16 protein-coding genes are annotated in these 13779 nt (G+C 53.8%); 6 read left to right on the top strand and 10 right to left on the bottom strand.

Annotated elements, in window-relative coordinates; genetic code table 11:
- Positions 1-43 precede the first annotated feature (43 nt).
- Both envZ and ompR read right to left on the bottom strand, forming a co-directional pair.
- Positions 44-1369, bottom strand: a complete 1326-nt coding sequence (envZ, locus tag BZG20_RS03945; RefSeq protein ID WP_077578188.1) for a two-component system sensor histidine kinase EnvZ — start codon at positions 1367-1369, stop codon at positions 44-46.
- A 2-nt stretch (positions 1370-1371) separates the two neighbouring features.
- On the bottom strand, positions 1372-2088 hold the full coding sequence (gene ompR / locus BZG20_RS03940; protein WP_046074657.1) for a two-component system response regulator OmpR: 717 nt from the start codon (positions 2086-2088) through the stop codon (positions 1372-1374).
- Positions 2089-2309: 221 nt separating this feature from the next.
- Here ompR and greB point away from each other — a divergent pair, with 221 nt between their 5' ends.
- Together greB and BZG20_RS03930 are read left to right on the top strand one after the other, a co-directional pair.
- The gene (gene greB / locus BZG20_RS03935; protein ID WP_046074656.1) at positions 2310-2804 is read left to right on the top strand and encodes a transcription elongation factor GreB; all 495 of its coding nucleotides are present in this window, start codon (positions 2310-2312) and stop codon (positions 2802-2804) included.
- 90 nt (positions 2805-2894) lie between these two features.
- Positions 2895-5192, top strand: a complete 2298-nt coding sequence (locus tag BZG20_RS03930; protein WP_077578187.1) for a Tex family protein — start codon at positions 2895-2897, stop codon at positions 5190-5192.
- A 63-nt stretch (positions 5193-5255) separates the two neighbouring features.
- Here BZG20_RS03930 and BZG20_RS03925 read toward each other — a convergent pair whose 3' ends face one another.
- From BZG20_RS03925 to bioH, 3 genes are all read right to left on the bottom strand, one after another.
- Positions 5256-5729: a hypothetical protein gene (locus BZG20_RS03925; protein ID WP_046074654.1), complete on the bottom strand. Its 474-nt coding sequence runs from the start codon at positions 5727-5729 to the stop codon at positions 5256-5258.
- Positions 5730-5793: 64 nt separating this feature from the next.
- A complete protein-coding gene (locus tag BZG20_RS03920) occupies positions 5794-6153 on the bottom strand; it encodes a hypothetical protein (protein WP_046074653.1) in 360 nt (119 codons plus the stop codon).
- A 98-nt stretch (positions 6154-6251) separates the two neighbouring features.
- Positions 6252-7031 carry a pimeloyl-ACP methyl ester esterase BioH gene (bioH, locus tag BZG20_RS03915; protein ID WP_077578186.1) on the bottom strand — a complete coding sequence of 260 codons (780 nt, stop codon included), beginning with the start codon at positions 7029-7031 and terminating at the stop codon, positions 6252-6254.
- 39 nt (positions 7032-7070) lie between these two features.
- Here bioH and BZG20_RS03910 point away from each other — a divergent pair, with 39 nt between their 5' ends.
- A complete protein-coding gene (locus BZG20_RS03910; protein WP_077578185.1) occupies positions 7071-7802 on the top strand; it encodes a ComF family protein in 732 nt (243 codons plus the stop codon).
- A 111-nt stretch (positions 7803-7913) separates the two neighbouring features.
- The gene (gene nfuA, locus BZG20_RS03905; RefSeq protein ID WP_046074650.1) at positions 7914-8498 is read left to right on the top strand and encodes a Fe-S biogenesis protein NfuA; all 585 of its coding nucleotides are present in this window, start codon (positions 7914-7916) and stop codon (positions 8496-8498) included.
- Positions 8499-8556: 58 nt separating this feature from the next.
- Here nfuA and dinF read toward each other — a convergent pair whose 3' ends face one another.
- On the bottom strand, positions 8557-9897 hold the full coding sequence (gene dinF, locus BZG20_RS03900; RefSeq protein ID WP_077578184.1) for an MATE family efflux transporter DinF: 1341 nt from the start codon (positions 9895-9897) through the stop codon (positions 8557-8559).
- Positions 9898-10145: 248 nt separating this feature from the next.
- Here dinF and BZG20_RS03895 point away from each other — a divergent pair, with 248 nt between their 5' ends.
- A complete protein-coding gene (locus BZG20_RS03895) occupies positions 10146-10394 on the top strand; it encodes a lipoprotein (protein WP_046074648.1) in 249 nt (82 codons plus the stop codon).
- Positions 10395-10398: 4 nt separating this feature from the next.
- Here the strand turns inward: BZG20_RS03895 and cyoE are convergent, their stop codons facing one another.
- The 4 genes from cyoE to BZG20_RS03875 are packed head-to-tail and all read right to left on the bottom strand — an operon-like array spanning position 10399 to position 13526.
- On the bottom strand, positions 10399-11301 hold the full coding sequence (cyoE, locus tag BZG20_RS03890; protein ID WP_077578183.1) for a heme o synthase: 903 nt from the start codon (positions 11299-11301) through the stop codon (positions 10399-10401).
- Positions 11276-12298, bottom strand: a complete 1023-nt coding sequence (locus BZG20_RS03885; protein ID WP_077578182.1) for a COX15/CtaA family protein — start codon at positions 12296-12298, stop codon at positions 11276-11278. The genes cyoE and BZG20_RS03885 overlap by 26 nt, the downstream gene beginning before the upstream one ends.
- Positions 12299-12300: 2 nt before the next feature.
- Positions 12301-12822: a hypothetical protein gene (locus BZG20_RS03880; protein ID WP_046074645.1), complete on the bottom strand. Its 522-nt coding sequence runs from the start codon at positions 12820-12822 to the stop codon at positions 12301-12303.
- Positions 12819-13526 (bottom strand): SURF1 family protein, encoded by a 708-nt coding sequence (locus tag BZG20_RS03875; protein WP_052708054.1) that lies wholly within the window; start codon positions 13524-13526, stop codon positions 12819-12821. The genes BZG20_RS03880 and BZG20_RS03875 overlap by 4 nt, the downstream gene beginning before the upstream one ends.
- A 45-nt stretch (positions 13527-13571) precedes the next feature.
- On the opposite strand from BZG20_RS03875, the gene BZG20_RS03870 reads away from it, so the two are divergent.
- Entirely contained in the window at positions 13572-13778 is a 207-nt protein-coding gene (locus tag BZG20_RS03870; RefSeq protein ID WP_046074644.1) for a DUF2909 family protein, read from the top strand.
- The last annotated feature ends 1 nt before the right edge of the window (position 13779 follow it).

Here is a 13779-nt window from a genome sequence, read left to right as displayed (position 1 = left end):
GCGACTTCCGCCGCTAAAAACGTGGTCACACGCACACGAGGGGTTATTTTTTATTGCCCACGGGAAACGTCATTTGAATTCTCAGCCCGCCTTCAGTACGTGAAGAAAGACGAATATCACCATGGAGCTGTTCCACAATGCGTTTGACGATAGCCAGCCCTAAGCCTGTCCCTTCACTACCGCGTGCGGTGTCGCCGCGTGTAAAGGGTTGAAATAGCGAGTTTTCTAAGTTGGCATCGATCCCCGGGCCATTGTCTTCCACTTCCACCCACTGATAGGTGTGATCGGCATTGCTGCCACAGCCGAGACGGACCCAACCGTGTCCATAACGCACCGCATTGACCACCAGGTTGGTCACCGCACGCTTTAAGGCCACCGAGTTGGCAAATAACTCTCCGTGCAACGCCCCTAAATCGAGTTCAATATCGACACCGACTTGCTGCTGATTACTCGCCACATCGCGGCAAATACTGGCTAAATCAACCGGATCAGGATCTTGTTGCTGCACCGCGCGCAAGTAGTCCATAAATTGGTTGATGATTTCATTACACTCTTCGGTATCTTCGGTAATGCTATCGGCCAAGTAGGCATCATCTGATGACATCATTTCAGTCGCAAGGCGAATGCGCGTCAGTGGCGTGCGCAAATCATGGCTCACCCCGGCCATCAGCAAAGCGCGGTCTTCTTCGAGTTTGCGTATGCCGGCCGACATCTTATTAAACGCCACCGTCACCGCCTGAATTTCCGACGCCCCTCGCGGGGGGACAGGATCGGGAAAACGGCCATCCGCCACATCTAACGCCGCCCGCTCAAGAGCCACGAGTGGACGGTTTTGCATCTTGATAAATAGCCACCCGCCCGCAATCACCAACAGGGCAATCACTAAGCTGTATTGAAACAAAGGGGCAAAGTCGTCTTGATGCAGTTCCGACAGCGGGATCCGCATTAAAAAATCGTCAATCTGGTCAAACTTCAGCCATAGCACATAACTGTCTTCGCCACTGACCAAGCGTACTTCGGTTTGCGTGCCCAGTTCTTTGCTGATGTGCTCGCTTAAGTAATCAATCTCCATCGCGTCTTTAAACGCCGCCGCTTGGTCACTGTTGGGCGCATGCAAGGTGACACCAATCTGCTCCAATAGCTGCCGCCGCACAGGTTCACCAAGATGAAGGACTTCACCATCCTTAAGATACCAGTCTTCCTCCAGCATCAGGCGTACTTCGAACGCCAAGATTTTGTTGAACTGCTGCAAGCTGGGCAGTAAGGCATAATTGACGATGGTCAGATAAGAAAAAACTTGGCTGGCAATTAATAAGCCAGCCAAGATAAACAAGGTACGCGCAAAGTTAGTCCGCGGTGACATCCGCATCGCTACACCTCTCCATCCGGAACGAACACGTAGCCGAGCCCCCATACGGTTTGAATGTAACGCGGTTTGCTCGGGTCTTCCTCTATCATGCGGCGCAACCGCGAAATTTGCACATCAATAGAGCGCTCCATTGCCGAATACTCACGGCCACGCGCCATGTTCATCAGCTTATCACGTGACAAAGGCTCTCGCGCATTGGTCACCAAGGCTTTAAGCACCGCGAACTCGCCAGATGTGAGCGTCATGGGCTCATCATTGCGAAACATTTCTCGCGTGCCCAAGTTGAGGCGAAACTCGCCAAAGGTCACCGTGGTTGAGTCTGCACTCGGCGCGCCTGGCGCTTCAATGGTCTGCCGGCGCAATACCGCCCGTACCCGCGCCAATAGTTCACGCGGGTTAAAAGGCTTGGGCAAGTAATCATCGGCACCCACCTCTAAGCCAACAATGCGGTCAATCTCATCGCCCTTGGCGGTCAGCATCAAAATCGGCAACTGGTTATTCGCTTGACGCAAACGGCGACACACAGACAGGCCATCTTCACCCGGCAACATCAGATCCAGTACCATCAGGTGAAAGGCTTCACGCGCGAGTAAGCGATCCATTTGCTCGGCATTGGCCACACTGCGTACCTGAAAACCTTGCTCGGTCAGGTAGCGTTCCAGTAGCGAGCGCAGACGCATATCATCATCCACCACTAGAATTTTATAGTTCTCTTGCATGCTAAGCCCTCAATGCTGATCGTTGCCCGGCCATGGATTGACCGTCACTTATATCATACTGAATTTTGCCACAATTGAATGTCAGACCGCGTGTTTGTCTGTCACCACATGCGGAGTAAATTGTTACCGAGTGTTGCCTCGACAAGCTTGTCCGCTTCTTGTAGTTTCCTGAACAAGGTTATATCGCGCGACGCCGAATGGCTAGCGAAAGGAGAGGTAACGTGAAAACCAAATTGGTGACCCGAGAGGGGTTTAACGCGCTCAAAGCCGAGCACGATTACCTGTGGCACGAACGACGCCCAGAAGTGACCAAAATTGTCAGCTGGGCCGCCAGTTTAGGTGATCGCTCAGAAAACGCTGACTACACCTACAATAAGCGGCTGTTACGTCAAATTGACCGTCGCGTCCGTTATCTGCGCAAACGCCTCAATGACTTAACCATTGTTGATTACGCGCCAGAACAAGAAGGACGGGTCTTTTTTGGCGCCTGGGTGGAAATAGAAAACGAGGCCGGCGACACCAAGCAATTTCGAATCGTTGGCCCTGATGAGATTTATGAACGTAAAGATTACATTTCTATCGATGCCCCTATGGCGCGGGCGCTATTAAAAAAAGCCGTTGATGACGAAGTGGTGGTCTCAACCCCTGAAGGTGAAAAGCAGTGGTTTGTGAATACCATTACCTACCCAAAGCCCAATGACACCGACGCTCAGTAATCACGGAGGGAACCTTCGCCTCCATCGCGGTCAAAAATGCTATCCCTTGGCAGGGTATCCCCTGCCGTGCTTGTAGAGAAAAGGAAACACATGCACACATCCATTACACAAACCCTGGCGCACGAACTCAATGTCGCACCAGGTCAAGTTAAGACAGCGGTTGAGCTGCTTGACGATGGTAACACTGTCCCTTTTATCGCTCGCTATCGTAAAGAAGCGACCCAGGGCCTGGATGACTCGCAGTTGCGTACCCTAGAAACGCGATTGGTCTATCTTCGCGAATTGGATGCCCGGCGCGACACCATCCTCAAATCGATTGACGAACAAGGCAAACTCACCGAGAGCCTGCGCCGCGATATTCTCGCCGCGGAGAGTAAAAACCGCCTAGAAGATCTCTATCTGCCTTACAAACCCAAGCGCCGAACCAAAGGACAGATCGCGATTGAAGCCGGCCTCGCCCCCTTGGCCGACACCTTATGGCAAGATGCCTCGCACGACCCTGACACGCTTGCCGAGCAATACATCAATGCTGAAAAGGGCGTCGCCGATACCAAAGCGGCACTCGAGGGGGCCCGCGCCATCATGATGGAACGCCTCGCTGAGGATGCGAGCTTACTTGAGGCGCTGCGCCAATACCTTAAGCAATATGCGGTGCTACGCGCCACTGTGATTGCGGGTCAGGAAGAGAAAGGGGCAAAGTTCAAAGACTACTTTGCCCACCAAGAGCCGATTGCCAAAGTGCCCTCTCACCGCGCGCTGGCGATGCTACGTGGTCGCAATGAAGGCGTACTGCAGCTGGCGCTGGTTGCCGACCCCGACCAAGCACCAGACAGCAAGCAAAGCGTATGCGAAACCATGATTGCTCAGCATTACCAGCTGTCTTTAGGCACCGCACCGGCTGACCGTTGGCGCAAGCAGGTGATTGCCTTTGCGTGGCGGGTAAAAATCTTGATGCACCTCGAGACAGAGTTCATGGCCAATCTGAAAGAGCGCGCGGAAAATGATGCCATTGATGTGTTTGCGGCGAACTTAAAAGATGTATTGATGGCTGCACCGGCTGGCCCTCGCTGCACCATGGGGATAGACCCAGGCCTACGTACCGGCTGTAAAGTGGCGGTGGTGGATGGCACGGGCAAACTGCTCGACACCGCCACGATTTATCCCACCGCGCCTAAACACGATATTGAAGGGGCAAGCAAAACCCTGCGCCGTTTTATTGATCGCCATGGCGTGAACTTGATTGCCGTCGGCAATGGCACCGCCTCGCGTGAAACGGAACACTTTGTCACCAACATGCTCAAGCAAGCCGACTTAAGCATTCAAACCGTGATGGTCAGTGAAGCCGGTGCCTCGGTTTATTCGGCGTCAGAGCTGGCAGCCAATGAGTTTCCCGATCTCGATGTCTCGCTACGTGGCGCGGTTTCCATTGCCCGTCGCTTGCAAGACCCCCTCGCCGAGCTGGTTAAAATTGATCCTAAATCGATTGGCGTCGGTCAGTATCAGCACGATGTCTCTCAAAGTCAGCTTGCCAAAAAGCTCGATGCCGTGGTGGAAGACTGTGTGAACGCCGTAGGGGTTGATCTAAATATCGCGTCCGCACCACTTCTCACCCGGGTGGCAGGCCTTAGCCAAACCATGGCACAAAACATTGTTGCCTTTCGCGATGAAAATGGCCGATTTGGCGATCGTAAAACACTGCTGAAAGTGCCGCGCCTTGGCCCGAAAGCCTATGAGCAATGCGCTGGCTTTTTAAGGGTGATGGATGGCGCTAACCCGCTGGATCGCTCAGGTGTCCACCCAGAAACCTACCCTTTGGTTAAACAAATCGCCCAAAAGACCGGCAAGGCCATCGATGCCTTGGTGGGCAATTCGGGTATGCTACAAAGCTTAAACGCAAGCGATTATGCCACCGAGGCCTTTGGACAGATCACGGTCACCGACGTACTGAACGAGCTGGCCAAGCCGGGCCGCGATCCGCGTCCTGAGTTTAAAACCGCCACCTTTGCCGAGGGCGTGAATCAGATCAGTGACTTAAAACCAGGTATGCAACTCGAAGGCGTGGTCACTAACGTCACGCACTTTGGCGCATTCGTCGATATCGGCGTCCACCAAGATGGCCTCGTGCACATCTCCGCCCTATCAAACCGCTTTATTAGCGATCCCCGCGACGTGGTGAAAGCCGGTGATGTGGTGAAAGTGAAAGTCATGGAGGTGGATGCGCCGCGCAAACGCATTGGGTTATCGATGCGCCTCGACGATACCCCAGCCGCGAGCGAAACCACAGTTGCCGCCCCTAAGCAGCGTGAGAAAAGTCCGAAAAAGCGCCAGGAAAAACCCGCCACAATGGGCAGCATGGCGGATGCCTTTGCCCGCGCCAAGCGCTCTTAGCCAAGCAAAAAGCCCCGCGATAATACGCGGGGCTTTGACGTCAATCGGCTCAACGGAAAGCGCTTAAATCACGATCAGCACTTCTGAGGGCATATTCGCCACGGTCGCTTGCTGATAGCGCATGGCGACGACTGCACGCGTTTGCTCGAACCTTTTCAGCTCTTCCACTTTTTCAAGCACTTCTTCCGGCATTTTCAACCCCAGCGGGTAGCCGTTGTCTTTACGTGCTTGCTCTCCAGGCTCGGTACGTGCCATGGCGTCGACACGACCGGCAATGTTCGCCCCATCGTAATCAGCGTCAGACAAAGACTCGCGACTGTAGTCGAGCGAATAGTTAGGGTGCTGTGACGGATCCCAAGATGAGCGGCCGAGCTGCTTGCCTTGATCGGTGGCCGCTTTGCCGTGTTCTGGCTCTGGGGCTTGCTTGGTGGGGACGATTTTTTCGCGCATGCGATTGTCCCGCGCAACTTGCTCGGTTGGCGGGTTCACCGATGGCGCGACAGTTGGGATACTGACGCTTGCTGGCGATATATTCATCTGATGCTACCTCCCAACATCAGCTGAAGGCCTAATTGTCAGTGCGGCCTCGTCTCCTTATAGTTTAGACGACAACCGCGAGTATGGTGCCTATTGTGCCCAACGCAGACAAAAATTGTCCCGCACTATAGGCCGTATCATCGTTTTCTTTCACTTTTTCCGGGTGGTCCATGCCCAACGCACCATAGGTAAAGGATTCAACCGATGATTTCTCTTCTGGCTTTTTAACACCTTCAGCGTTTTTCGCTGCTTTCACATCTTTGCTTTCTTTTGCTGCCTCAGCAGCAGAAAGCTTTTCAACAGGCTTCGCTTCTTTCGTATCTTTGGCCGCGTTGTCCGCATTTTGTTGCGGCTGTGTCGGCGCTTTTGGCTTCATCGTTTGTTGATGATACGCCTGAGACTGCCCAACGTTACCTACGTTCATTATGGTCTCTCCTAATGTCAGAGCAAGTGACATAGTTAACTTATCGGCAGAACCATGACAGGATTTAGTCAATTCTACCAAAAAACGATCCGCGCACACTATTTGGGCGGCAAGTTTTTGCCTAAAAAGGCAAGTAGCTTGTCCACCACTTCGTCAGGCTCCGTCACAAAGGGGGCATGAGCACTGTGTGCTAATACCTCGCATTGTGAGTGAGGCGCCAACGCAGACACCGCTTCCGCCACCGACGCAGGCACCAAACCGTCTAGCCGCCCGTATAACCGTAACCAAGGCACAGTGATCGCCTCACAATGTTGGCGAAGATCTGTGGTTGCCAGCATCGACAATCCATCTGCCAAAGCACGAGGGTCGGGCGCCGGCCGCGAAAACACCGCTTGTTTGAGCGCTTTCACATCTTTTCTCGCCGTGGGTGACCCCATGGCTTGCAGCGCCATGAAGCGCTCCACCGTTTGCGAAAAATCACGCTCAAGTTGGTCGGCAAAGTCGGTCAATACTGCCGGCTTGATTCCGCGCCATCCTGGCTCTGCAACAAACTTGGGTGAACTGGCCACGGTGACTAAACCACTCATACGCTGTGGCGATAAGTATGCCGCCTGTGTGGCGACTAACCCGCCCAGCGACCAACCGATCCAAGTTGCATGCGCTGGTGATTCTTTAAGCAACAGTTGTGCCAGTTTCTCTATATTAAGATCCGGTTGGTGGGCGCTGTGGCCGAAACCTGGTAGGTCAACACAGTGAACACGGTAATGCGCGGTCAGGTAAGGCAGTAACAGCGACCAAACAGCACTGTTCATCCCCCAGCCGTGAATGAGAACCAGATCGGGGCCTTGACCATAAGATTGCCAATCACATAACGCCATGCTTTACACTGCCTTGGTTGCTTTTCAATCAAGGTGCCTATGATACCAGCAATCAACCCACGGCGCTTGACGCGTTGGCTGACCCATTGGAGAGGCAAGATCTTGCCCTTGCAATGCCCTGTTTGCCACTTATCACTGGCGACCACGTCGGTGGGGGCCACACAGGCTTTGTGTTGCGACGCATGCTGGGACGCCCACTATCAATATCATCTTTGCCAGTGTTGCGGTTTGCCGGTGACCGACTCCCAAGCGCGATGCGGTGCCTGCCTGAGCCACCCACCGGCGTGGGATCACCTGTTTGCCATCAGCGCTTACCATGATCCCTTGCCGCAACTTGTCCATGCATTCAAATACCAGCAGGCCTTCGAGTTGGCCTTGCCATTTGCACGCCAGTTAAGCGAGCGTATCCTTCATCCCGCTCCCGTGCTGCTTCCTGTCCCTCTGCATTGGCGGCGTCGCTGGCAACGCGGCTTTAATCAAAGTGTGCATTTAGCTTGGGCGCTAGCCGACCACCTTGATACTCAAGTTGTCGATAACGTTTTAGTCCGACATCGCCATACTGCGCCACAACAAGGTTTAAGCCGACAGGCGCGGCTCTCTAATCTGAAATATGCGTTTGCGATCAGGGGCGAGCTGCCAAGTTCGCATGTGGCGATTGTTGATGATGTGGTCACGACTGGACAAACGGTGTCACAACTGTGCCGGTTATTACGCCGTGCGGGAGCAGAAACGATCGATATTTACTGTTTGGCACGTACCGATCTACCCTAACGGAAAGCGTGCTATCCATGCTCATAAAGTAGCCACATGCTTCAAGGGGTGATAGCCAACGCAAACCGGAGTACACTGTATAAAACACACTGGATTAGTCAGGTATTTGTCGTGTCAGAAGTCAATATTTCAGAAAATGCACAAAGCCACTTTGTGAAGCTGCTTGAGCAGCAGCCCGAGGGCACCAATATTCGCGTGTTTGTGGTTAACCCAGGCACGCCAAACGCCGAGTGCGGTGTTTCTTATTGCCCACCCGAAGCGATAGAAAGCAGCGATACCGAACTTAAGTTCAACGGCTTTTCTGCCTTTATCGATGAAATGAGCCTGCCATTTCTAGACGAAGCGGAAATCGACTTTGTCACCGATAAAATGGGTTCACAGCTGACGCTGAAAGCACCGAATGCGAAAATGCGTAAAGTCGCCTCCGATGCCCCCTTGATGGAGCGGGTTGATTACGTGATTCAAAGCCAAGTTAACCCACAGCTTGCCAGCCATGGCGGCCATGTGAACTTGATAGAAATCACCGATGATGCGGTTGCGATTTTGCAATTCGGTGGCGGCTGTAATGGCTGCTCGATGGTGGACGTTACCCTAAAAGAAGGGATCGAAAAGCAGTTGCTGGCTGAGTTTAGCGGCGAGTTAAACGGCGTGCGTGATGTGACTGAGCATGCCCGTGGCGATCATTCTTACTACTAATAAACGCCGTCTCCTATCGCAAAAACAGGCCAAATGGCCTGTTTTTTTTTCATTAGCCTCAGTGCGTGACGTGAAAAAAGCTATCCCGTCGCCAATGGTAAACAAAGCACACCGCAAGACTGAGCCCTCTTAGCGCCATAAAAGTAAGCATCGCTAACCACAGTGCATGATTGCCCCACCCTTGCGCTAACCACCATGCCGCAAAAAAACCTGCGGTGGCGACAAACATCCCATTGCGCATGTCTTTACCCCGCGTGGCACCAATAAAAATACCATCCAGCAAAAAGCACCACATCGATACCAAAGGCATGGCCACCAGCCAAGGTAAATAACGTGCCGCTTGGTCACGCACCGCCTCGATATCGGAAATCAGCGCAATAATGTGATGGCCTGCCACACCAAACGCCAGCGTGATCGCCAAGCAAATCACCAACGACCAAAAAGTGCTGCCTATGAGTGACACTAACAGCTCAGACTTACTCTGCGCGCCAATCGCTTTACCGACCATTGCCTCCATTGCATAAGCAAAACCGTCCATTGCAAAGGAAATCAGCATCAGAAAGCTCATCAACACCGCATTGGCGGCCACAATCTCGTCACCAAGCGTAGCCCCTTGGAAGGTCATGAAGGTAAACGCCAACTGCAAGCTAAGGCTACGTAAAAAGATGTCTCGATTAAGCTTTAGCAAGCGGCTCATCCCAGTCAGCCCGCGCTCAAACACCGACCGAACGGTCGGTAACTGACGCGACTGCCAGATACCTTTGACAAAATAGAGCCCCAGGATGAGGCCGAGATAATCGGCAACCACACTGGCCGCTGCGGCCCCTTCGACTTTCATATCGAGGCCCACCACAAACAGCAGATCAAGGATAATATTGGCACTGTTAACCACAATCAGTAGCCACATCGGCTGGCGCGCATTTTGGGCCCCCAGTAGCCAGCCCATGATCACCAAGTTCATCAAGGTCGCCGGTGCACTAAAGATCCGAATGGAGAAATACTGGCTCGCATAGTGTTTCACCTCAGCGCTGGCATCACTAAAGTGCATCACCCCCTCTAAAATAGGCACATGCAGTGCGATTAACAGTACAGCCAGCAAGCACGCTAAGGTCGCCCCACGCACAAAGGTCGCCGCCAGCTCACGGTTATCACTCGCGCCATAGGCTTGCGCGGTAAACCCGGTGGTCGCCATACGCAAAAAGCCCAACAGCCAAAAGGTGACATTTATCATGGTGCTGCCAACCGCCACACCACCTAAATACCATGCATGGTCTAAATGGCCGATCACCGCGGCATCCACTAACCCTAATAACGGAACGGTGATATTGGAGATCACCATAGGTAAAGCCAGCGATAAGACCCGCCAGTGAAGCTCACGCTGGGTTAAAGACTGCCACATACTTCCTCGATTTGAATTTTAAATGATCTGCACTGCGTTTGAGAGATAGTCTATTTTTGATAAAGAACACGATTGCATCGACAAGCGATAACATCCTTGGGTAGCCCTTATGGGTGCAGCAGTGTACCATTGCGACAATCTCATCGACGAGCGGCCATTGTATTGCGCCAGTGACACGACGTCAGTTGCACTGCGCCAGTTGCACTGCGCTAACTAGCGCTCATCACCTCTGTGAATAAGGAAAGGTTATGCGTGTATTTTTTGCCTGTGTGTTGGTGGTATTGCTAGCGGGTTGCTCGAAAGTGACCAAGCAAAACTACGATCAGCTCGAAGTGGGCATGAGTTATGACGTGGTTGTGAGCCACATTGGCGAGCCTAGCCAATGCGACGACACCATGGGCTTAACACACTGTGTATGGGGCGGCGATGGTAAACATATCAAAGTCTCGTTTGTCGCCGACAAAGCCACCGTGTTGTCGGCGCAAGGGCTAAAGTAGCCTCTCAATAGCGCAACGCGTGGTCGGCAAGGAGCACCACAAAGGTCGCGAAGATATGCCATATCGAGAACTTAAAGGTCTGCCACGCGATGCCTTTTTGCGACTGGGTTTTCAGTCGCCACGCATAGCCGACAAAGACCAGATTTAAGGTGGTCGCCCCCACCAGATACAGCCAACCACTCATCCCGGTCAGCCAAGGTAAAATGCCCACGATGACCAGCAGTAGGGTGTAAAGCAAGACCATGGTTTGGGTAAACCCTACCCCGTGAGTGACAGGCAGCATCGGTACATCGGCTTTGGCATAGTCATGGCGGCGATGTATTGCTAACGCCCAAAAGTGCGGCGGCGTCCAAGTAAAAATGATCATCACCAACAGCAGCGCGTGCGCGTGGATCTCTCCGGTCACCGCGGTCCAGCCAAGCAATGGCGGCATCGCACCGGCCAAACCGCCAATCACGATATTTTGCGGGGTCGCAGGTTTAAGCCACTGGGTATACACCAACGCATACCCGACCAGGCTGGCAAACGTTAACCAGGCGGTAAGCGGGTTCAACCACCAGCAAGCAATAAAACCGCTCACCATCAGCACCACGGCAAAGGCCAACGCGGCACCTTGACTGACTCGCCCCTCAGCAACGGGACGATGGCGGGTGCGCTGCATTTTCGTATCAATTTTCCAATCGATAACGTGATTAAACACCGCCGCCGCACTGGCTTGCGCACCAATGCCAAATAATCCCACCAGCACCGCCGACCAAGGTGGCCAGCCGGGGGTTGCCAAACACATGCCCACCAACGCGGTGAGAAGCAACATGGCAACCACACGCGGTTTGGTCAGCTCGTAATAATCACGCCAATTGGCGCCAGCAGGTGTCGAAACACTAGCGGTACGTTGAAACTGTGCCATCACGGGCTCCTTGTCGGGTCGACGGTGAAAGACATAAAAATCGAGTGAGGAGTAATGTGGCCAATAGCGACAATCCACCGAGGTTATGCGCCACCGCCACACTCAGCGGCAGTAATGCGACCACATTGGTCACCCCCAGCGTAATTTGAATCGCCAACACACCACTCACCGTCATTGCCAGCGCGCGCCCCCCAGCACGCCACAGCACCCATGCCCAAGCGAGCACGAATACGGTGACCACCATGGCGCCAAGACGGTGGGTGGCATGGATGGTCACCCGCTCGGCATGGTTCAGCACGCCAAACTGATAGGTGTCGCTAAGCGGACTGACAGGATGAAAGGCGGAAGGGGTGAAAAGCTGCCACCAAGGGCTTTCGCAGATAGGTAGCTGGGTGCACACAGTGGCGGCATAGTTGGCGGAGGTCCAACCGCCGAGCCCGATTTGAACAATCACCGCCACCAAAGCTAAAGTGCCCACGCGGCGCGCCGATGACGACATTGCAATCACCGGCAACCGGCATGCGCCTGTCACCGCCGCCAGCCAAACCAGCAAGCATACGGTGGTGAAACCGCCGAGTAAGTGCGCCATCACCACCACCGGCATTAAACTTAAGGTCACCGTCCACATCCCTAGGGCGGCTTGCGCGATGACTACCACACTGAGCAAGGTGGTCAGAGCGCGGAACGCCTGATAGTCAGGACGTCGCCAGCTGATCCAGGCCAACGCAAAAATCGCCAGCCCGAGGGTGCCGGCCACGTAGCGGTGCAGCATTTCATTCCACGCTTTGTTGATATCAATGGGCGCATCTGGGAAACGCGACATGGCGACCGATTGCGCGCTTTCACTGGCGGGCACGGCCAAATGGCCATAGCATCCGGGCCAATCTGGGCAGCCAAGCCCCGCTTCAGTAAGACGGGTAAACGCGCCGAGGCCGACCACCAGCACAGCCAGTATCAGTGTCGATAAAACGGCGAGTTGGTAGCGACGCGTTGCCATAATCAGCCTACCTTTGACAATTTAAGGAGCCGTTTGAGGTCGCGTAACAAGCCTTTGCCTTGCGCGACCCACTTCGTTTTATCATCACTGACCGGATAGGCCAGCACCACATTATTCATCGGATCGCTAAGATAGATGGTATTTTTATCAAACGCTTGCTGCTGCCATGCCCGCGCTTGCTCTGTGGTCAGGGTTTGCCATGTCAGTACCTCCGGCGCTTTCGGGGCGGAGCTCGTCAGTGCCACGCTACTGACCCGATCGCGCTCTTTGCCGACCGCAATCGGAATTTGTGTTAACTGAAACAGCGCTTGCTCGCACACAGAGTCACATTGCTCTGGCACCCGATAAATCAACCGCCACTGGCCTTGCTCAGGTAACCAATTCAAGGTCGCCGGCTCAGTGAGAAACTGTCCGTAATTGGTGACCCCTTTTTCATACCAACTTTGCTCCAACACCAATTTCGCCACCACCACGGGCAGGACAAAGATGCCAATCAAAGCCACGAGCGTCATGCGTCCTTTCACACCGCTTCCCTCTGTTTAGTTTTGTACCACCAGATGCCCGCGCCAATACTGACCGCGAGCGCCATTAACGCCCACTGAAAGGCATAGCCATAATGTTTTACTGGCGGCATCACCACCGGCTGCCACACCGGTGTCACCCCCGCTTGCGCCAAGGCATCTGTGCTCGGCGTGGTCACATCCACCAGTTTTTCTGCCCGTATCAACCACTGCGCCTCCAGCGCGGGCATTTGAGCCTTAAGTGCTTGTAAGTCAATGCGCTGCACCCGAGCGGGCCACTTATGCGATGCCGTTTCTTTCTTGAGCACCACCCGCTTAGATGGTGTATCAATAAAGCCAGACAGCTGATAGCGCGACGCCAACGCGGGTACCGCCGGCAAGGCACGCACAGCAGGCGCGGCCACCCAACCCAATTCCACCAGCCACCATCGCGATGGCTGCTGGTTTGGAATGAAGGGAAGAAAAAGGCGATAGCCTACGCGACCTTGGTGGGTCTGATTATCGAGCCACACGGCAAACTCGGGGCGAAACTGGCCATCGATCGCCAGAAATTGCCCTTTTTGCACCGCGCTTGCGAGTGAACCTGGTGCTTGATTGGCCTCAAACTGTGCCAGATGTTGGGCTTTTTGCTCGCCACGCGTCCATTGCCAATGGCTTAACTTGACGAGCAGCAAGACCACAACCACAGTCAATATCAGAAACCCCATTCGCCGTCCTTGTTTCATGATTACCTATTGCGCTAAGGAGCGCTTATGTTGGTCAAAGTCATTCTGATTTGTTTACTGATTTTTATTCTGTTTAATCTCTTCCGTGCCTTGCCCGTGCTACTAAAAGGCGATAGCGCTGTGCCTTTGTCACGTTATCTCGGTCGGCGTGTGCTGTTTTCCGTGGTTGTCTTCGTGTTATTGCTGATTGCGCTATCCATGGGCTGGATTGCCCCCAACCCGCGCCCTTACTGAG

Origin of the sequence: Salinivibrio sp. IB868, assembly GCF_001995655.1 — a bacterium.
GTDB lineage: Bacteria > Pseudomonadota > Gammaproteobacteria > Enterobacterales > Vibrionaceae > Salinivibrio > Salinivibrio siamensis.
This window is presented reverse-complemented; position numbering and strand designations above follow the sequence as displayed.

What these genes read in the sequence shown, in the direction of transcription:
- envZ (WP_077578188.1), bottom strand. Translation starts at nt 1,369, where the DNA reads ATGCGGATGTCACCGCGGACTAACTTTGCGCGTACCTTGTTTATCTTG.
- ompR (WP_046074657.1), bottom strand. Translation starts at nt 2,088, where the DNA reads ATGCAAGAGAACTATAAAATTCTAGTGGTGGATGATGATATGCGTCTG.
- BZG20_RS03930 (WP_077578187.1), top strand. Translation starts at nt 2,895, where the DNA reads ATGCACACATCCATTACACAAACCCTGGCGCACGAACTCAATGTCGCA.
- BZG20_RS03925 (WP_046074654.1), bottom strand. Translation starts at nt 5,729, where the DNA reads ATGAATATATCGCCAGCAAGCGTCAGTATCCCAACTGTCGCGCCATCG.
- BZG20_RS03920 (WP_046074653.1), bottom strand. Translation starts at nt 6,153, where the DNA reads ATGAACGTAGGTAACGTTGGGCAGTCTCAGGCGTATCATCAACAAACG.
- bioH (WP_077578186.1), bottom strand. Translation starts at nt 7,031, where the DNA reads ATGGCGTTATGTGATTGGCAATCTTATGGTCAAGGCCCCGATCTGGTT.
- BZG20_RS03910 (WP_077578185.1), top strand. Translation starts at nt 7,071, where the DNA reads ATGATACCAGCAATCAACCCACGGCGCTTGACGCGTTGGCTGACCCAT.
- dinF (WP_077578184.1), bottom strand. Translation starts at nt 9,897, where the DNA reads ATGTGGCAGTCTTTAACCCAGCGTGAGCTTCACTGGCGGGTCTTATCG.
- BZG20_RS03895 (WP_046074648.1), top strand. Translation starts at nt 10,146, where the DNA reads ATGCGTGTATTTTTTGCCTGTGTGTTGGTGGTATTGCTAGCGGGTTGC.
- cyoE (WP_077578183.1), bottom strand. Translation starts at nt 11,301, where the DNA reads ATGGCACAGTTTCAACGTACCGCTAGTGTTTCGACACCTGCTGGCGCC.
- BZG20_RS03885 (WP_077578182.1), bottom strand. Translation starts at nt 12,298, where the DNA reads ATGGCAACGCGTCGCTACCAACTCGCCGTTTTATCGACACTGATACTG.
- BZG20_RS03875 (WP_052708054.1), bottom strand. Translation starts at nt 13,526, where the DNA reads ATGGGGTTTCTGATATTGACTGTGGTTGTGGTCTTGCTGCTCGTCAAG.
- BZG20_RS03870 (WP_046074644.1), top strand. Translation starts at nt 13,572, where the DNA reads ATGTTGGTCAAAGTCATTCTGATTTGTTTACTGATTTTTATTCTGTTT.